A 19,737-nucleotide genomic window follows, 5' to 3' on the forward strand; every position below is an offset into this window, starting at 1 on the left:
GTATTGTCCATTCTCCATTAATTGAAATACACCAAATTAGAGTTTTCTAGCTGTTGACGATAGACCTCCGGTGGGAGGTGATTTAAACTTTCGTGAGTTCGATTTTGGTTATAATCTTGCAACCAAAACCATGCTAATTCTCGAACTTGGCTTAACGATTCAAATAAATACGCATTTAAAAATTCACGACGGAACGAACCATTAAAACATTCGATAAACCCATTTTGTTGCGGTTTTCCTGGTTGAATATGGCACAGCTAAATTTGGCTATCTTCACAATAATTCAATGAGTTAACTGAAATAAGTTCAGGATCCTTATCGACTCTGCTCTGTTTCGTCAATCCTCTTTCGGCTTTTAAACGGTCAAGCCCCCGGATGACACGTTCAGCCGGTAATAACGTATCAACTTCGATCGCTAGGCATTCACGCGTTCCTTCATCAATAATGTTGAGGATTCTGAAACGCTTACCGCAATATAAACTGTCGTGCATAAATTTAATGCCCATTGAATATTCGGGACTTTTTCAATTACTAATAGCCTTATTTGACGATTCGGAAGCACCTTTTTAACCTGTTGTTTCAGGTTCAATCCTAGTCGGCAATAAATGCGATAAATTCGTTTATGATTAAAAGGATAGCCTTGAAATCTCAGTCGGAAATAGTATTTCCAAAATTCCGATTGTGGTGATTTCGCTACCACAGATTGTATGGCATCGATCACCGCTCGGTCATTTTTACGCCAATCTATTTGCTGACGGTAAAACATGGCTCGTGACAACGACGTTAGCTTACAAGCCTTAATGACTGATAAGCCTGCCTCTTTTAATGATTGAGCACAGGGGCTCTTTTCAGTCACTGTCAGCCCTTTTTTGCGAAAAGCTCCTTCATCGCATAATTTTCAAGGCTGACTTCCACAAAGAGCTTTTTTAGTTTCGCATTCTCATCCTCAAGCTCTTTTAATCCTTTAACATCATTAGCTTCCATGCCACCATATTTTGATTTCCAATTATAATAGATGGCGTTACTGATCCCATTTTGGCGGCAAAAGCCTTCCACTTTCATACCAGAATCAGCGAGTTTTAAAATATTAACGATTTGAGTTTCAGTAAAACGAGCTTTTTCATCATGACTTCTGCAAATTTTAGGGCAGAAAGTCTAATTATAGCTGTCTCATTTTATGGAAAGTGGACATATAGAAAAGACTAATTAGCTAGTTAGAAAACGAACACTCTTCAAGCTTCTCGCATTCTTTGTGCAAAATACCTTCTAGCATTGGGTGGTAAGTCAGTCACTAGTTATCAACCGTTATGCTAATCTCTTAATTGAATCGCCCGGATAATGGTTCAGGAAGCGCTTTAGCGTGTATTAGACGTTATAGGTATGAGAGAACGATAGTGGGTATGCTGTCGGTGTTAGGAATACTGTTATACTTCAGTGATTACACCAATGACATTTTAACACCCGTCATAACGGTTTAATGCTCACTTGGAAAGTCAAAAACATGCTCACTAAGGTTATCAACAATAGTATTTGGTAAACAATTGACGGTAGTAAGCAATTTATCGTTTTGGTACACATCTACTTGAGCTTCGTGTTTTGAATCAAAATAAGAAGAGGAAATGGTATAAATATAGTTGCCATTTCTAAAGTCCATTTCATAGATTTGGGCTGTACCCGTATCTCCTTTTGGATTTAAATAACGCCCTTCTAATTGCTCTGGTTTTCTCGTGATAACAATATCAGGTTCTTGCTTGAGCTTGCCGAACTGATAAATATACTGCTCATTCACAAGGCTAATATTAACTTGCTTTTGATTTTTATTGACACATTGGAAGACAGTGACAGTATGGGTATTTGCCATCGCTATTGGAGGGAGTAACCCTACAGCGAAAAAAGAAAGCAGTGCATTACGAAAAGTTAGCATGATGGTCCTCTAATTATCTTACTTGCGATCCACTCTAAACGTACTAGATTGTGGTTTATTTGAGTCGTTATACTGGCATATCCTGCCCCTTCAGTGAAGCATAAAACTTGTCTGCCTGATAGCCTATATTTATTGTAGCGGTACTCATTCTTCATGCTGTCGTTGCACGGTTAATAGTAGGGCATATGAACACGTCAATCATATAGACAACTCTTTATCGTGTAATACAAAATGTCCTTATTAATGGGGGCTTGCACTGAAGCCCTTATTTTGCAGTATGTTCCTTTTAATCAACCTTAATCTTTACTTAGTGCAGCAATGCTATAGATACCATCCTGACATGTAGGACAGTACTTTGAACCACTGTACTCATTCTGGCAAAGCACACAAAACCAGTCTGTTATAGGCACTAAAGGTTTTAACCATCGATAAATACCTTCCTGCATTTCATTTCTGATTTGCTGATTGATAAAACTCAAGCAGTGGATACAACGTTTCTCTGATGATTTATCACTATGCTCAAACCAATAAGTTTCGTCATCGGTTATTAAGCTCAGATTCTCTCCACAATGAAGGCACGTGTATTGTACTAAAGGGTCACTAACCGCCGCTCGGACACCGATAGGCTTAAGGTTCGGGGTATTTGCAATATACAGGCGAGGCGTCTCTAATTCCGGTAATGTTGTTGTCATAGCATGGTTACCTTAGTAAGAAATTATCTCTTCTTAACAGGCGCACGAAACCCGACGGAGTACCGTCTAACAGGCTGTTAGGTTATGTGGGGAATGCTGAAAAGAAGAGAGGATGAGTCAGTGAAAACTAAGTGCGTGATTGTTGAATTCGTGCAGATAGCCATAGTTCCACTTCGCTCTTGAGCCAGCGTGAGCTACGACCTAATTTAATCGGCTTAGGGAACTCGCCATCTTGAATGAGTTTATAAAACCATTTGTCGGTTAAGCCTGTTAACTGAGTAATGAATTTCATATCAATAAATTGGTCAGTGAGGAGAGAAGTGGGTACTGAAGTAGTCGTTGCGTTTGTCATGAGAAAAGCTCCTGCTTGAATTAAATTCAGAAGCGATATCGATTGAAGGAAAGGGATATCACTTGGTGTCATGACATCCGTTCCTCAGTGATTAATTATCGGCTACAACCTACAACTCGGTTTCCATCTTTGTAGGGTTTGCTGTAATCCTTAGCAAGGTAGCTAAGCTTATCAACACAGTTTTTATAATCCTTCTCAAAGCTATCAGAGCCTTTATGCAGATATCGGATAGGATCAATATCGTAACTACAGACATGAATAATCCCATCATTCAGCATTTCAATTCCTAATGCGCTATGCCATGCCTGATTAATCCTTGTATATAAATTCGTGGTTGCTTTTCCCCACTCATCATCACATTGAAAACGACCTAATGTGAAGAAGGCATCCTTATTGAAGAGCAGAACACAGTGATAATGGAGATTCTTATTTTTAGGGCCTATCTCTCTAACCCATAGGCTTTTTAACCCGTTAGGATAGACACGTTGACCCTGCTTACGTTTTTTTAACTCATAAGCTTTTAGCTGGGCTTTTAGAGAATCAAAGAACCGTGATATCACGCGAGAATCTTTCTTACATTCGGTGTGTTGTGGGAACCGAAGATCTATTCTGATAATAAATAATCGAGGATATTTATCTAAGGCTGTTTTTAAGGTTCGTTCTATCTTCCTACTGATATTTGGATTGATTGTTTTAAGCTTCTTTGTCTTAGTTTCATTATGTGGTTTCATGCTTGCCCTATCTCGTTATGTAACAGCATAAAGTCGTAGGGTAAGTACTTTTTTATTGGTGAATGGTAATGACTAGAAGCTTAATGGACATTTAATAAATATATATATTAGTTAAGTCATATAAGTTAGTAATATATGAATAGGTATATATATTACTATACCAACATTAATTAGTGTATTTTATCCTTAGTTTTTCATTGTTTCAAATGGTTCATAAGCTCTGACATTAGTACTGAAAAATCAGTTAAAACTAGTAATGCATAGCCCTATTTTATTGTTTTTATAGTAAATGCTTATGTTTGGCTGGTATTTGTTTTTCTATTGTTTTAGATGTTTTTAAACTTGTCTTTACATCAATAAATAAACAAAAATGAGCTATTTTGTGGATTTTTATCCATCAATATGGCAACGTAGTGGCAATTTAATTTTGAGGAGGTTACATGAATAATTTTAGTTTGTTAAATAAAGAAAATCCAAGAATGCTATTGTTTTATTGGAGAGCTATTTTCTGTTTTTTAAAAATAAATGAAAAAGAATTTTGGGGGGATAACGTATATAGCAATATTAAAAATGATATTGATTTTTTTCTACGTGAGAATATAAAAGATCACCGTGAACGAATTGGATTAATTAATCATTTAAATTATCTCGCAATTCAAAACATCTTACCTTTAAGTGATTTTAAATGGGTTTTTGATAATGAAGAAATAACTAGTTTTGTTTGGGGGTATTTAATTTTAGAAAGAGATATATGGAATGAAGATGTAATAAAAAGAAAGGAAAGTATTGATGATAAGTGTAAAGCAAGGAATTCATATGAGAGCCTAAATCTTCCGATGATAGATAATGGACATCATAGGAAAACTGAAGATATAGTATTATATTTTGATAGCCAATATCTGGATAGTGAAGTAATTAATTCAATTGATATTTTAAATCAACTGAAAGATATGTGGGCAATAAGTAATAACATAGTGAAAAAATTCAAATGGCTCAATGCTAAAAATGGAGACAGTACCAAATGGGCATTTGATTATATTAAAAAATATAACGACAAGGAGTTTACTAACTATAATAAAGATTCTGGTATTTCTCCATTATCTATATTTAAACCTATTTCTAACCATGAAATGGAAATTTCAATATATAACATATTAAAACTTTGGGAATGTCATCCGTCAGAAAAAACTTTATTTATCATGAATATGAATAAGGCATGGCAACAAAGAAAATTAAGACATGAAAGAACAACTAAGAAAGCAATAAATTGCTATGTCGATATAGAAGTAAAAAATAAGTTGGATGAGTTAGTAAAAGACAGTGGGTTCCAAATGAACTATGTTTTAGCTGATTTAATTAATAGGGCCCATGATATTAAATTTTCAAAAAAATAAAAGCTTCAATGAGTTAGAAAATATTTCAAACCTACATTATCTCTTTGTTATTTATCAAGGAGATAATTTATTATGCCAACATCAAACCTCATTTCTAACGTATTAACTAAAACACTTCCTCAATCTCTCTCACATCTACATGCTCAAATCGAAAATAAATTGAATGCCATCATTCAATATTCCCCTACGATTGGTTTAATGGGGAAAACAGGTGTCGGTAAATCCAGCTTATGCAATGCTTTATTTCAAACTAATGTTTCACCTGTCAGTGATGTTCATAGCGGTACGCATGAAGCTAAACATTTTGAAATGCAGTTAGACACACGAACATTAACTTTCGTTGACTTACCGGGTGTCGGTGAAAGTATTGCGAGTAACGATGCTTATTACGCGCAATATCAGCAATTATTACCAAAGCTCGATTTAATTATCTGGGTATTGAGGGCTGATGAACGTGCGTGGATATCGGATGAATTGACTTATCAATTTCTAACAGAACAGTGTGGCTATGATAAAACACGGTTCCTTTTTGTTTTAAATCAAGCCGACAAAATTGAACCATGTAGAGAGTGGGACCTTGAACGGCATAGCCCTTCAGGTAAACAATATCAACACTTACAGCAGAAAGTAGATAGGGTTCAGCGTACCTTTTTGCCTGTACATCCAGTCATTGCTATTTCAGCGAAAGAGTCATATCAATTGGCTCAATTTGTGGAGACATTAATTGCAGCGTTGCCATCACATGCTAGCAGTAGCGTGGTCAGTCAATTACAAACGACATACCGAACTCAGCCGGTTGAATGTATTGCTCGTCAGGGATTTAACCGAAGTGTGACGGAAACTATCGATTCCATACTCCATGAACTTCCCTTATCAACGCTATTAAAAACGGTATTAGTGAAAGCCAAAGACGTTTTAGTGGATGCAGTGACTTCATTGTGGCGATGGTTATTTTAACGTAACAGGTATAGCGCAAAACAACGCTAAATAGACGTTTTTGTTTATATCTTGCTCAATGTGGTTCGACAGGGTGTGTCGTTCCCAAAAGGTTTTAGATTGATGGAATTAATATATTGTTAAATCAATATATTAGATGTTTCTATTTCTTGAAAATCTTTTCATTTAATTTTAAATCGCGACATATCCTGTCTGGTGCATTTCTTATACTGAGGCTTGTTTTATATGGCACAGGAGGTGAGGGATATGCAGGGTAATGAGGCTCGTCATGACCGCTTAGCGGTTCGGCTATCACTGATTATTAGCCGATTATTGGCAGGGGAAACGTTATCCTTAAAAGCGCTCGCTGATGAATTTGGCGTGTCGGAAAGAACGCTTCAACGAGATTTTAATCAGCGATTATCTCATCTTGACCTTATCTCAGATAAAGAGGGATATCGATTGTCAGGACGTTTAACGGCTTGGCGTCCACCCGATATTTTCACCTTTTTACAGAAAGTAGGGCTATCTCGTTATTTTCCGGGACTAACACGCAAGGCTGTTAATCACTTACTGCATAGTGACATTCATTATCCTTGTTTAGCTTGGCATACATCAATTGAGGTACATCCCACCAGCGCAGAATGTTTTTATCGAATTATTTCGGGAATTACGTCAACCGTTGATATTCGCATTCAACAAACAGATAGCGAGTGGTTACAACTGACACCTTATCGCTTAGTGCTTCAAGGCGCACATTGGTATCTCATTGCCTGTTTCACTCAGCGGTTAGTCGTTATTCCTCTGGATAAAATTCAAGCTGTTCATATTACGGAGATTATGAGTTATCGAAGACAGGATATCTGCCAACTATCACAGGAAGATGACTTCATTCGAGGGCTACCTTATTTCGAAAGTTTTCAACGAACAATGACAGGTATTGATTATTAGTACCTGTTTTTCTTTATATTTAATTAATGGAACGTAAACATAATGTTTTCAAAATTACTCAATAAATTAATTGATCATTCAAGAACCCTAATAATTTTATTGGCTATTGTTGGTATTGGTATCTTGTATAAAGGGTGTAGTGGTGAGGAAACAACTTACTATCGAGTAGGGGAAGTTAAAAGTGTTCAATCTTGTGGGCAAGTAGGCGCGAATAGTTATTTATGTGGTGTAGATATCTATGACACAAGCACTCAGAAATTACTGGCTAATGAAACCATAGGGCTGAAGTCTAGACCGTATCCCGGGAATATCTTAATAAGTCAGTGCACATTAAAAGGCTCTAAAATGGTGTGTTCTAATGAATGGGCATATATGCGTTAAGTCACTTTTTTATTTGCCTGTTAATACACTGGATATTTCTAATATAAATTTATGCTCTTTTAATAAGCCTATCGGGTAACCGACAGGCTTATTTGTTTTTATTCAAAGGAAATACATGATGAACTCAACAATGTTAGTTAGTGATGGCTTTGTACATATTCAAGCCAATAGAGTGAAACTATCAGAAAGGCCAAATTTTTGGAAAACCCACTTTGGCACCGTTAAAGGCTTCACCACGTTTGAAGTGGTGATATTTACTATCATGGGCCAGTTCTGTGATGAATACACTGGCGGCTATTGGGAATACTGCACCTTACCCAACGGTGGCGCATTTATTTATCCTGATTTGGGCCCCGAAAAATTAACACTGTTCAATATGCACAATGGCAATGAGGCAGTACTAAGCCCTGAAGCAGCAGGCGTTGCCATCTGCTTGATGCTGTATAGCCAGTGGTCGTTCAGAACGGAAAGTGAAATACTGGTCGAGCGTTTCTACCAACTTCGTGATTACGCCATTCAACATCCTGAAAGCTCAGCTATTTTCCATCTTATCGATTAACCACTCCCTTAATTCACTCCTTCACTCTTTCTGTTTTACTTATCTTATTTATATTCAAGGAAATTCATTATGACTCGTTTAGCTTCCCGCTTTGGTGCAGCGAATAGTATTCGTCGCGACCGCCCATTAACGATTGAAGAATTGTTCCGTACTGTGCCGAGTGTTTTCTCTGAGGAAAAACACGAATCTAGAAGTGAGCGATACACTTACATCCCAACCATTACTTTATTGGATAGCCTTCATAAAGAAGGCTTCTACCCATTCTTTGCTTGCCAGACCCGTGTGCGTGATGTTAGCCGCCGAGAGCACACCAAGCACATGTTAAGACTTCGACGCCATGATCAAATCACAGGTATACAAGTCCCGGAAATTATTCTATTAAATAGCCATGATGGATCAAGTAGCTATCAAATGTTGCCGGGTCTATTTAGAGCGGTATGTCAGAATGGTTTAGTCTGCGGAGATACCTTTGGTGAAGTTCGTGTACCCCATAAAGGTGATGTTGTTGGCAAGGTGATTGAAGGGGCATATGAGGTACTAGAAACATTTGATGCAGTAGCTGAAAAGCGTGAAAAAATGCAATCACTATTATTACCTCCACCAGCACAGCAAGCTTTAGCACAAGCAGCTTTAACTTATCGCTTTGGTGAGGAACATCAACCGATTACCGAGGAACAAGTTTTACAACCTCGCCGTTGGGAGGATAAGAAAGATGATCTGTGGACAGTGTACCAACGTTTGCAGGAGAATTTAATTAAAGGAGGGCTATCGGGCCGAAATGCGAAAGGTAAGCGAGCTCGCACACGTTCAGTGAATGGTATTGATGGTGATATTAAATTGAATAAGGCGCTGTGGGTGATGACTGAAAAGATGCATGAGTGTTTTCAAAGTAAATAAAAATATTCATATTAATGAATTATACGGGATATAAATGTGAATACGCTCATTATTTATGATTCAGCTATCATTATAATGAGCTTTATGATTAATTAGTGCTTATGATAGGGGAATACTACTAATTAAAGGAGCATTAAAATGTTTGATAGTTTACTGAGTATCGAATCTATTGTCGCACTATCTATTGGTGCTATATTTAGCTTCAAAATTGGAAAAGTAAATATCAGCATTAAGAATGACTTTAGAAATCAAAGTCCTGAGATAAATGGTAATAATAACTTAGTCATTTATAATCAAGCGATGGGAAATGTTAGAAAAGAGATGGCATTTTCTATAAAGATTGCAATTGTTGTGATGATGATTGTATTTCATTGGTTTCCTACTTTTTTTTTGAATCTCTTGATATCATTTTCATTCTTTCTACCGATATTTAGTTTATTCGGTATTGTGAATGTTATACGACTTAATGGTATTTATAGAGGATGGGATTTTTTATATTTTTTTGCATCATTAATGATGGGGATATTGTTTTATTGTTCAGCAGCAATGATGACTAATTATATGTCTATTTATCCAGAGTTAACAGCAATTTACACAAAAATGTCAGAATATAGACTTATGGGGCTTTTTGATGCGCCAAATTATCTACACTATTTCATTCTTGTGGTTATGACTAGTATTGCATGCCCAGCTTTAATAATTATAGGTTTTTATCTTACTTTTGCATATACAAAAGCAAGGGATGGAAACGAGGTTTTCCGGTATGCATCTACATTACTGCTTTCTGGATATGTAGCTTACTTATTTATATCAGGTGTTTTCTTTTCGCCAGACCGAGCAAATCATGAGCAATTTTTATTAATTCTGGTTTACCCATTTAAAGTTGTTTTATCATTTTTTGTTTAAAATTTAGTAGTATGTTTTATTCAATAAGTATCAGTTTTATTCAGATTCTAAAGGGTGTCTCAAGTGTAAGAGAATGAAGTGAAGGTGTAATGTCATTATTATGTGAAAAGAAAGCTTATTACCTGCGGTAGTCAACAAAATCTCTTTATGTATTCAGATACATAGTTTTCTATTTCCTTTAGCTAAATAGTAAAACTTAAATGCGGGTACATTTGCGGGTATAAAAACAATAGATAAAAATATATTATTTAAATTTCATGTTGTTAGTGTTTCTTTGCGAGTCCGGCCTTCGCACCAAAAATCAGACGCTTAAAGCGTCTTTTTTTATGTCTGGAATCCTTGCTTTATCACCCTTCTCTCGCGTTTTAACTTTACTAATTCAAAAAACATCAAGTTCATGAGCTAAAAATTCGTTTATATCACACAGAGTATTTCTTTGAAGAAAAACGCCAGTCTAAGCGTGATTATTTAACTTTTACTCCGGAAAACACTGAGCTCAATAGCTTTTATAAATCAAACGTCATCTGTTTCTTTTTTACCCAACTTACGTAGGTTGATATTAGCTGTCTAGAATATACCAATCTTTGGCATTAGCGGTTTTGTTTATCGCTTTGATGAAGAATATTAAATGAAATAAGGCGCTGTGGGTGATGACTGAAAAGATGTGTGAGCATTTTGGCTGTAGTTAGTTTACTTAAGTAAAACTTTATTAGTGGGCAGGTTACGGATGTTAGCGGATTAGCTAACATCCTGTTTAACCTCATGATTTTTATAGTCGAAAGAGAATAAAGAATACATTTTTATCTGATGTTAAGTTATCTTCTGGGGTAGGCAGAAATTGAGTGTTTTCAATTAGCTCTATACCTCGAATGCAAAGCTTTTTGTCATTGTTACTATTTTTATCATGGGCAATAGCTGAAATTAATTTGCCGTTATTATCGAGAGTGATCTTAATTTCACACTCTTTTCCCTTATAAAGGTCTGTATTATAAAACCGGCTCTGAATAGATTTTTGGACATTCAAAGCATAGATATCCATTAGATGCTTGTCGGTTGGGGCTGCACTTAAATGCCCAGTAAAAAGAATGCTAAAAAATAAAAAGCATTTTTTCATAAAAAACAACCTCAGGTTTATATTCCTAATTTTTCTTTGAGGATTTGGTAATGCATGATTAAAAGTAATTTATTTTCAGTTAGTTACGTCTCTGTATTGCTTCAAGTCGCCAGATAAAAAAAACAAATAAAAATAGCATAAAGATTGATAAAAAATGAAATATAGTATTTTCAGTACTTAGTGTTTTTTCTACTGTTAGATTGATGCCACTATATATCGCAATGAAATAAAAGAATAAAATAGCTGATTTTCTTTTTACATTATAAAGTTTATCTGATCGTAATTGTTTTTTTAGATTTTTCCTTATAAAGAAAAAAACTAAAATACCCAAAAATACAGTTAGATAATAAGTTATTACCATTCAGGGATCTCCCTGTCTTTATATTTATTTCCATCAGTATCCGTACATTCAACATAGCTTGGTTCATCGCCTCCAAATACGAATACATACTTACAGTCTTCAACGATTTCTTTTACATTTTGTATTTTTTCAGGTTCACGAATGACTAATGTAGTTTGACCTGTATCCTTATCATAGACCATCATACTTTTGACATCATCCCTAAGCTTTGAAATAGAGATTGCATCACTAATCATTTCAAATACTAGAAATTTACTGCTCATTTGCTTATAAGCATACTCTAGATCTTTTTGTGCGTATTCTTTAAAGAATAAGTTTTTCTTTGGATTTCCATATTCATTTAGTTTAGGAATTAGCTTTAATTTTCCTTTAACGGAAATACCAAAATCAACAAGGTCATAGGCTAAATTGCCAACAGATTCTTTAAACCCTAGAGCTTTAGCTGCTGACTTATAACCTTCACGTAATGGACCCTGAACATCACTATTGCCTTCATAAAAGCCAATACCACCTTCATAAATACCATTCGCACCATGAGCGATTAAAGGTGCTCCAAGCATGCACCCCATACCTGTAGAACATAAAGCGATGCCAGCACCAACCATAGCCATACCGCCAAGTATTGATAGACCATTTAAAACCCAATCGGCGGATTGCTGGTATAGATCTTTTTCTTCTTGCTTTAATTCGGCAGAACCTTGTTCGTAGCTTTTTTGACCAGATTCAACCTGATCAACAATTTGATAAGCAAAATTTTCAACATCGCTTTTAAATTCACTCTTTACTTCAGGATAATAGAGATGTTTTTCACAAAGTTCATCAGCACAATCAATTAGGTGTTGCGCATCAATTCTAATTTTATTGTCATTGGCAATAATAGGGGGAGCGTAATGATTACTTGGTTGGCTAATTGGTTGCTGAATAGGAGTCTCGGTAGCTACAGGGTTATATGCGCGAGATATCGGCTCATCTTCTTTGCTGTAGCAATCAGTGATGGAGTTTATCAGTCTTGCTTTGCATGGACAGGAGCTAAAGCTATCCAGTGTTCCTGCCATCATTCTACCATTACCCCATACATTGCTAACGCCACCAAGTATGTTGTAAGTCCCAGAATGCTTTCCACAGGTAACCAGATCGCCCTGACGTGCAGCAGATCTTCCATGAAATATAAAAGTATTATCTCCAGTTAAAATCTGACCACCACATATTGTTTTATCGCCAACTCGTAAAAAATATCCTATAGCCATATTTATCACCATTCCTTTGGTTAACTTAAGTTAAATTTTATTTTATTTATTAATAGCCAATTAACAAGTTATTTTTTATGATTCGGAATAAATTCACTCAGAATATTGTTAGAATTTTTTCTACCGCAGGAATATCGGCAGATGCCCAATCTACTGTTCTTAATTCTTCTTTAGAAAGCCAAAGAGCATCAATATGTTCTGTAAGTTCTATTGCTCTATTTGGTAATTCAATTACAAAGCAATGCATTTTGATATCAAAGTCGGGATAACTATATTCGATAGTTAACAAAAATTTGGGGTTGGTAACTGTAATTTTTAATTCTTCATTTAGTTCTCTGGTAATTGCTTCAACAAGAGTTTCGCCTGCTTCCACTTTACCTCCAGGGAACTCCCATTTATGGCTTATATAATCAAGCTTTGAGAAGCCTCTTTGCACGGCTAGAAACGTATTTTCATTTTTCAGTACAGCGGCGACGACTTTAATATGTTTTCTAATCATTGATTATTCGCTTCTAATAATTCTTTACTTCGATTTTTTAGAGTCTCAATATCTTCTTCATTATTAACTATATGCATTTTCTTGTGGCAGTTAGGGCATAAGGCTACAGTATTTTCACAGGTATCATCACCACCTTTGGAAAGCCAAATAATATGATGTGTTTCCAGATAAGGCTCACCTTTGGTATTTTTAAACGGTGCGGGTTGAAGGCAAAGCTGACATTGTCCTTTTGCTAACCTTTTAGCCAACTCAGCGACCCAAATATTTCTCTCATAATTTGTGGATTTTTGTTGATAACAAGTCGCTACTTTTCCACTTCCAGCTGCTAATTCTTGAAGTTCCTCGATAGATAATTTTTTTGCTTTACGGGCTCTAATGTTATCTATGTTGTCTCGATCTTTCTGCTGAACTTGTCGTTCACCTGAAATTAGCGTTAACGGGAATATATATACTTTTCTAAGCTTTCCTTGTTCATCAGGTTGTGTTTCTGGATATGGAGTACCATCAAGAATCACTTCACCCATATAGGTGTACTCTTGGTCTTTAAATACCTCAAATAGGTGAATGGAAATTCCGTTAGTACCTGATCCTGCCAAGGTTTTATTTTGTTGAAAGCTTAGGCTTTGATCGCCTTTAGTACCCATGCCAGTATAATGAAGCACATTGTTGGACCATCGGTCATCGTAGATAGATTTGATGTGGTTTGAGATAATAATTAAAGTATTGGTTTTGTGTGCACGCCGCATACCGCCTTGGGGGCTACATCCAAATATTTCACAGAGCTCAGCGTTGTTAAGTTTTGTGCCTATTTTTAGATCATTATATTTGTACACAATATTTTTCTACTCCATTCTTAGCATATTCAGCGTTAACAAACCCTGAATAATTACTAGCTCAATTAACTGTCATACTTTACAGGTGATAATTGATCATTGGAATATGTGTATGTTTAATTTTGCAGAATATCTTAATGTCTTGGATGGCATGTTCACATGTTTTTTGATGTCTGATGTTAGTTATGTTGACTCTCGATGTTTACATTGAATTTTTTTAAAGAGCTTTTAAGTGGGGGCTGAAGTTTATTAACTAAATAAAGAGTTTAATTGAGTTAAGTATAGATTGTTAAATGAGCTAATATTATAAAAAATCGTGATTCATCTTTTTCAGCTGGTTATATGAAAGCTAAATTCTTTTCTAATTTATAAAATATTTTCATAGTTCCCAAATATTTTTCGTCATTGTATCGAACTAGCCCCAAACTTATCCTTAAATATTTGCCTAAATGTCACGGAGGATTGAAAGCCTGCTAATTTGTCCACGCGTTCAATTTTGCAAATATGAGAATATCTCGAACATTGAAGCAATGATTGCAGATGTGTTTGATATAGATGCGGAGGATACGCAGGGTATTACAGGGTTAATAGTTGCTGCAGCAGAAAATAGACCCGATGTGGTAAAACTTCTGTTAAAACACAAAGCAGACTCGAATATCAAATCGAAATTAGGTGTATCAGCCCTCATGTTTGCGAGCGTTCGCGGTAGTGATATAGAGATAGTACAAGCGCTAATAGTGATGTGAATTTATCCATTACTGGAAGAGAAACGGTACTTATGACCGTAGTTTCTCAGGGGGAACAAATTAGCGAAGCGTATTTACCTATCATTGAATTACGTAAAACAGGCAGTGATGAACAGAGCGAGATTCAATTTGAGCAAATGTTATCCGCCATAATAGATCACAAAGATAGGTTTGGTATGGATAAAAGGTATGCCAAGGTAAGGTGCCAAGGACTCAGTAGCATGGTGTTCTCTTTAGGCGAGACGAGATTCGAACAAACTGAAAAAGTATTTTTGGGAAAAAATCTGCAGTGTAAGTTTGATTATAATCGATTTAACTGTATTGAAGTTATCAACCCCTAAATAAGATTCATGGCTAGTGCGATAAACACTAGCCATTGATTTATATGCAAAATAAATAGTAATTAACCACTACATAATGCATTTTAATAAATACTCTGATTGCATGGCGCTATGCAAAGATAACTCAATCAATCATTATTGTGCTTCGTTCTGTGAGACATACGGAGTGTAAACACCCGTTAAGCTCTTCAGAAAGGCGACAATATCGTCGACATCTTTTTGTGGTAACTCTTTACCCACTTGATAACGCAACATTTGTTTGACTGCTTCATCTAAGGTAGCCACATCACCACGGTGAAAATACGGTGCGGTTAACTCAACATTGCGCAGAGTTGGGACTTTTTGGCGCAGTTTATCGCGTTCTTCAGAGGTGACATTCATACGCCCGATGTCTTGTGCGGTAACTTCACCGAATTCATAGTCTTTCTTCAAACCTAACGGTTCGAAAGAACGACCACCGAGGATCACGCCGCCATGGCAAGTTGCACATTTATTCTCTTTAAATAATTGATAACCATGCCGCTGTTGCGCTGTGAGTGCAGCACTATCGCCGCGTAACCAATTATCGAATGGTGAATCTGGGGTGATTAAGGTTTTTTCGAATTCTGCGATAGCATCAGTGATGCTGTCGCCTGTAAACCCTTCAGGGTAAACCGCATTGAAATCCTGTTTTAATACCGGGTCTTTATCCAGTTTTACAATGATTTCATCCCATGATTTGGATGCCATTTCGATTGGGTTTAATGGCGGACCGCCTGCTTGTGCTTGTAAGTCAGGGGCACGACCATCCCAGAATTGCTCGACGTTAAACACAGAGTTGAACACAGTGGGTGCGTTGATTGGGCCAACGGCACCGCCAACACCGATGGAGGTTTTACGACCATCAACCCCACCAGCATTTAGCGCGTGGCAGTGAGCACAAGAGATGGTGCTGTCTCCAGATAAGCGAGCGTCATGGTACAGGCGAAAGCCTAACGCCACTTTCTTATCATCCACTTCCAGTGATTTTGGAATTGGCTGGATTGGCTCATTGCGGTGCTCTACCGCAGTGTCCTCGGTGGCATAATGCTCTGCGCGCTGCTTCGCAATCCAACCGAGTAATTTATCGCGTTCTTCGTCACTCACACTACTTGCCCAGTGCAGTGCAACATAACGTGTTGGTGGCATGGTGTGATTCTGCATCACCCACTCAATTTTATTTAATTCGCTCTGAGGAACTGGTTCTCCAGCAATTAACGCAGCGCGAGCGGCTTCAAGGTTAAAGGACTTATAACCCAGTTGAATATCGTACTCCATCAGTTGTTTAGCAATTGGAAATGAGGCATAAGCAGGTAAGTCAGTTGACGGCGTGTGACAGTAATCGCATCCTTTTTCGGCAAAGAATTGGAGGACTTGATTATTTTCTGCAATTTTAGATGTCTGAATGTCACTATTTTGTCTTCGTTGATTATCGTGGTACCACACATATCCAGATAACCCAAAATAACCGAGTAAAAGCAAAAATATGGTAGCGACCGTAATGCGAGTAAATTTTTTCATTACACTATCCTTGGAAGATTGCGGTCAAATATAATTAAATATTTTTAGTTAATATAATTCTATGGACGGACTATTATGGGTAAATAAAGCACAATGGTTTTTGATTTTTATCAATGATAGCCATCGGTTTAATCGATTGATGAAATAAGATTTGCCTATTAATAAGAATGAAATATATTTTTATCGTTTTTTTTATTTTCATAATCATATGATTTTATTTGGTTATTGTTGTTTTTTACTTGAAATTATTATTTATTAATGACTGGTCATTAATGATGATTTTGCCGTTAATTAAAATAAATTTAGAAAATTTCTATATAAGTTAAGTTAATATTTATGTTTATTGAAAAATAAATGTACTTTTAAAATTAAAAAAATAAAAAAGCGTAAATTAAAAATAATAATGTAAAAATAGCGAATTATTTTTATCTTATTACCGCGAAATTGTAAAAAACAATTCAGTTAGTAAATTCCCTTTGAAATTCATTTCCCCTGAAAATATTTTGTGATGTAGCTTCGTGTCGATAATGGCTACTTGCCGCCCTAATTTTATCGTCATTAGTGTCGATTTTTCCATGTGATTAAATTAACCATTTGATAAATAACAAAAATAATCATGGCATGAAATATGCTAATACAACTCCATCAATATTAATAATTCGATCGATTTGATTGGAGGGGAAAGCGAATGAATCGCTTTGTAATTGCAGACCCACAACTGTGTATCGGATGTAATACCTGCATGGCAGCGTGCTCAGAAACGCATAAAGCCCAAGGATTACAAACACATCCGCGACTAAAGGTGGTCAAAGTTGGCGAGCTCACCGCACCGATGCTCTGTCGTCAATGTGACGATGCTCCGTGTGCGCGCGTGTGTCCGGTCAATGCCATCACACACGAAAATGGCATGATTGTGCTGAACGAAAGCCTGTGTATCGGGTGCAAACTGTGTGGACTGGTTTGCCCATTTGGGGCTATCACGCCATCAGGTAGCAAACCGGTGGATACGCCTGATTTCTTTGAACAATATGTACCAAAAGAGATGCTGTTAGATGTGCCCGATAGCCTCCCAACCATGAACCCCTTCCTTGCGTGGAACGCCGGAATTCGCAACGTTGCTGTGAAATGTGACCTATGTGATTTCAGTGACGAAGGACCGGCTTGCGTCAAAGTCTGCCCGACCGATGCCCTCCATCTAGTGGAAGAAAATCAACTCGAAAACGAAAGTGCCAAACGCCGTAATGCCTCTGTCGATGTCATGCCGCCAGAGTTCGACATTTTTGTTGCTGATCGGGAGAACCCATAACATGACACCTCTTCAGTTACTTTTATGGTCAGTCATTTTCTATGCGGTAGGGGGTTTTGTCTCGTTGCTCTTTAAACGACAAGAAAAGCTCGCCATCTATGTCGCGGGAATTACTGCCATGATCGGGGGCGTGCTTGGATTATGCAGTGCTATCCCTGTCTTAATGAGTGGAGATGTTCTCACTTACCTATCACAAGGTCCGTTCCCATTCGCCAATTTTGCTGTCAGATTCGATAGCCTTGCCGCTTTTATGGTGATGGTCATCTCCTTGTTGGTGACGGTTAGCGCCTTGTACTCCTTGAATTATGTTCAGGAATATTGCGGTCGTGGCGCGTGGAGCATGGGATTCTTCCTGAACCTGTTTATCGCCTCGATGGTCGCCTTAGTGGTGATGGATAATGCGTTCTACTTCATTATCTTATTCGAAATGATGTCACTGGCTTCTTGGTTCCTAGTCATTGCCGACCAAGATGACAAATCCATCCGTGCTGGTTTGCTGTACTTCTTTATTGCCCACGCCGGTTCGATTTTAATTATGATCGCCTTCTTCTTAATGTGGCGTGAAAGTGGCAGCTTAGATTTTGATTCATTCCGCCAGCTCTCGCTCTCACCGGCGATGGCATCGGTGGTGTTTTTATTGGGATTTTTTGGCTTTGGTGCCAAAGCAGGGATGCTCCCATTGCACAGCTGGTTACCGCAAGCTCACCCCGCAGCACCGTCTCATGCATCGGCTTTAATGTCTGGCGTGATGGTAAAAATCGGTATTTTTGGGATCATCAAAGTGGGTATCGACCTACTGGGTGCGACTCAAGGCTGGTGGGGGATCGTGGTCTTGGCATTCGGGGCAGTGTCTTCCGTCTTGGGCGTTATGTATGCGTTGGCTGAGCATGATATCAAACGCTTACTCGCATGGCATACCGTCGAAAATATCGGAATCATCCTGATGGGGGTGGGGGTCGCGATGGTTGGTATGGCGAACAATATGCCAGTGTTGGCAACCATCGGTCTGCTCGGTGCGATATATCACTTACTCAATCATGCGGTGTTCAAAGGCTTATTATTCCTCGGCGCGGGCGCAGTGATTTACCGTGTGCATACCCGAGATATGGAAAAAATGGGTGGGCTGGTGAAATTAATGCCACTCACCGCAACCGCGTTTTTAATCGGCTGTATGGCGATTTCAGCGCTTCCTCCTCTTAACGGTTTTGTCAGTGAGTGGTACACCTACCAATCTCTGTTCTCTATGAGCCACGAAGGCACTTTCATTATGCGCATCAGCGGTCCAATTGCCATTGTGATGTTAGCCATCACCGGGGCGTTGGCAGCGATGTGCTTTGTGAAAGTCTACGGTGTGAGTTTCTGCGGTGGTGCGCGTAGCGAACAAGCGGCGCATGCTCGTGAAGTCCCTTGGACGATGACCGCTGCAATGCTGATCCTTGCCGTTATCTGTGTGATTTTAGGGGTTGGTGCGACTTACATCGCACCCGTTCTGGCCAATGTGGCAATGTCTCTGACGCATGCGACAGATATCACCGTGGCACAAGGTGCAATGCTCATACCAAACAGCGCCTCTCAAGCGATGATCTCCCCAGCCATGACGCTGATTTTATTGCTGGCTCTGCCAATCATCCCGCTGATTATTTACATGGTGTTCAAAGGCAAACAGTTGGAAGCGCGTCGTAAAGGCGATGCATGGGCGTGTGGCTATGCATGGGAAAAAGATATGTCGGTGTCAGCGGGTGGTTTTACTCAACCGCTACGTTCTATGTTCGCACCGTTATATCGCCTGCGTACCCAGCTCGATCCGTCTGCTCGTCTAGCGCAAGCCCTCGAAGTCACCAAAGAGGGGGCAGGGAAGGTTGAACCGTTCTGGGATGACAAGATTATTTATCCATTGGTTCGCGTGATTAACCGAATAGCAAAACGAATGCAATGCCTACAAGGTGGGGACTTTAGACTCTACTGCCTATATGTTGTTGCGGCCTTGATCGTGCTGCTTGTTGTGATTGCGGCGTAAGGAGAGAAACC

The 19,737-nt window shown here is 38.0% G+C and carries 20 protein-coding genes and 1 pseudogene; 11 read left to right on the top strand and 10 right to left on the bottom strand.

What is annotated here, in order from left to right; translation table 11 throughout:
- Positions 1–17 precede the first annotated feature (17 nt).
- From PR766_RS04275 to PR766_RS04295, 5 genes and pseudogenes are all read right to left on the bottom strand, one after another.
- Positions 18–1,140, bottom strand: a pseudogene (locus tag PR766_RS04275) (IS3 family transposase).
- A gap of 334 nt (positions 1,141–1,474) precedes the next feature.
- Complete coding sequence (locus PR766_RS04280) at positions 1,475–1,924, bottom strand: hypothetical protein (protein WP_154636273.1); 450 nt, start codon at positions 1,922–1,924, stop codon at positions 1,475–1,477.
- A 296-nt stretch (positions 1,925–2,220) separates the two neighbouring features.
- Positions 2,221–2,616: a putative zinc ribbon protein gene (locus tag PR766_RS04285; protein ID WP_129623491.1), complete on the bottom strand. Its 396-nt coding sequence runs from the start codon at positions 2,614–2,616 to the stop codon at positions 2,221–2,223.
- Positions 2,617–2,743: 127 nt separating this feature from the next.
- Complete coding sequence (locus PR766_RS04290; RefSeq protein WP_154636272.1) at positions 2,744–2,968, bottom strand: helix-turn-helix transcriptional regulator; 225 nt, start codon at positions 2,966–2,968, stop codon at positions 2,744–2,746.
- Positions 2,969–3,063: 95 nt separating this feature from the next.
- Entirely contained in the window at positions 3,064–3,699 is a 636-nt protein-coding gene (locus PR766_RS04295; RefSeq protein ID WP_154636271.1) for an inovirus Gp2 family protein, read from the bottom strand.
- Between the two features lie 440 nt (positions 3,700–4,139).
- Here PR766_RS04295 and PR766_RS04300 point away from each other — a divergent pair, with 440 nt between their 5' ends.
- The 7 genes from PR766_RS04300 (at position 4,140) to PR766_RS04330 (ending at position 9,723) form a co-directional block, all read left to right on the top strand.
- Entirely contained in the window at positions 4,140–5,093 is a 954-nt protein-coding gene (locus PR766_RS04300) for a hypothetical protein (protein WP_154636270.1), read from the top strand.
- A 72-nt stretch (positions 5,094–5,165) separates the two neighbouring features.
- Positions 5,166–6,050, top strand: coding sequence for a GTPase family protein (locus PR766_RS04305; RefSeq protein ID WP_154636269.1), 885 nt, complete (start codon positions 5,166–5,168; stop codon positions 6,048–6,050).
- A gap of 246 nt (positions 6,051–6,296) precedes the next feature.
- A complete protein-coding gene (locus tag PR766_RS04310) occupies positions 6,297–6,980 on the top strand; it encodes an HTH domain-containing protein (protein ID WP_230086801.1) in 684 nt (227 codons plus the stop codon).
- Between the two features lie 42 nt (positions 6,981–7,022).
- Positions 7,023–7,361, top strand: a complete 339-nt coding sequence (locus PR766_RS04315; protein WP_154636267.1) for a hypothetical protein — start codon at positions 7,023–7,025, stop codon at positions 7,359–7,361.
- 130 nt (positions 7,362–7,491) lie between these two features.
- Positions 7,492–7,920 carry an antirestriction protein gene (locus tag PR766_RS04320; protein WP_230086817.1) on the top strand — a complete coding sequence of 143 codons (429 nt, stop codon included), beginning with the start codon at positions 7,492–7,494 and terminating at the stop codon, positions 7,918–7,920.
- A 69-nt stretch (positions 7,921–7,989) separates the two neighbouring features.
- Entirely contained in the window at positions 7,990–8,817 is an 828-nt protein-coding gene (locus PR766_RS04325; protein WP_154636265.1) for a DUF932 domain-containing protein, read from the top strand.
- A 138-nt stretch (positions 8,818–8,955) separates the two neighbouring features.
- Positions 8,956–9,723 carry a hypothetical protein gene (locus PR766_RS04330; RefSeq protein WP_154636264.1) on the top strand — a complete coding sequence of 256 codons (768 nt, stop codon included), beginning with the start codon at positions 8,956–8,958 and terminating at the stop codon, positions 9,721–9,723.
- Positions 9,724–10,492: 769 nt separating this feature from the next.
- Here PR766_RS04330 and PR766_RS04335 read toward each other — a convergent pair.
- From PR766_RS04335 to PR766_RS04350, 4 genes are all read right to left on the bottom strand, one after another.
- Positions 10,493–10,837 (bottom strand): cell envelope integrity protein TolA, encoded by a 345-nt coding sequence (locus PR766_RS04335; RefSeq protein WP_154636263.1) that lies wholly within the window; start codon positions 10,835–10,837, stop codon positions 10,493–10,495.
- A 354-nt stretch (positions 10,838–11,191) separates the two neighbouring features.
- Complete coding sequence (locus PR766_RS04340) at positions 11,192–12,445, bottom strand: DUF4225 domain-containing protein (RefSeq protein ID WP_036972850.1); 1,254 nt, start codon at positions 12,443–12,445, stop codon at positions 11,192–11,194.
- Positions 12,446–12,542: 97 nt separating this feature from the next.
- Positions 12,543–12,944 carry a (deoxy)nucleoside triphosphate pyrophosphohydrolase gene (locus tag PR766_RS04345; RefSeq protein WP_006662465.1) on the bottom strand — a complete coding sequence of 134 codons (402 nt, stop codon included), beginning with the start codon at positions 12,942–12,944 and terminating at the stop codon, positions 12,543–12,545.
- Entirely contained in the window at positions 12,941–13,777 is an 837-nt protein-coding gene (locus PR766_RS04350) for an HNH endonuclease (RefSeq protein WP_220128206.1), read from the bottom strand. The genes PR766_RS04345 and PR766_RS04350 overlap by 4 nt, the downstream gene beginning before the upstream one ends.
- Positions 13,778–14,226: 449 nt before the next feature.
- Here PR766_RS04350 and PR766_RS18435 point away from each other — a divergent pair, with 449 nt between their 5' ends.
- On the top strand, positions 14,227–14,523 hold the full coding sequence (locus PR766_RS18435) for an ankyrin repeat domain-containing protein (RefSeq protein WP_071992408.1): 297 nt from the start codon (positions 14,227–14,229) through the stop codon (positions 14,521–14,523).
- A 32-nt stretch (positions 14,524–14,555) separates the two neighbouring features.
- Positions 14,556–14,864: a hypothetical protein gene (locus tag PR766_RS04355; RefSeq protein WP_006662467.1), complete on the top strand. Its 309-nt coding sequence runs from the start codon at positions 14,556–14,558 to the stop codon at positions 14,862–14,864.
- A 135-nt stretch (positions 14,865–14,999) separates the two neighbouring features.
- Here the strand turns inward: PR766_RS04355 and PR766_RS04360 are convergent, their stop codons facing one another.
- Positions 15,000–16,403 carry a cytochrome c peroxidase gene (locus PR766_RS04360; protein WP_036963305.1) on the bottom strand — a complete coding sequence of 468 codons (1,404 nt, stop codon included), beginning with the start codon at positions 16,401–16,403 and terminating at the stop codon, positions 15,000–15,002.
- 688 nt (positions 16,404–17,091) lie between these two features.
- Between PR766_RS04360 and PR766_RS04365 the strand changes: the two genes are divergently transcribed.
- Both PR766_RS04365 and hyfB read left to right on the top strand, forming a co-directional pair.
- Positions 17,092–17,709, top strand: a complete 618-nt coding sequence (locus tag PR766_RS04365) for a 4Fe-4S dicluster domain-containing protein (protein ID WP_006662469.1) — start codon at positions 17,092–17,094, stop codon at positions 17,707–17,709.
- A gap of 1 nt (position 17,710) precedes the next feature.
- On the top strand, positions 17,711–19,726 hold the full coding sequence (hyfB, locus tag PR766_RS04370; RefSeq protein WP_154636262.1) for a hydrogenase 4 subunit B: 2,016 nt from the start codon (positions 17,711–17,713) through the stop codon (positions 19,724–19,726).
- Positions 19,727–19,737 lie beyond the last annotated feature (11 nt).

It is taken from the genome of Providencia sp. PROV208, assembly GCF_028479465.1.
In the GTDB taxonomy this organism is placed as follows: Bacteria; Pseudomonadota; Gammaproteobacteria; order Enterobacterales; family Enterobacteriaceae; genus Providencia; species Providencia alcalifaciens.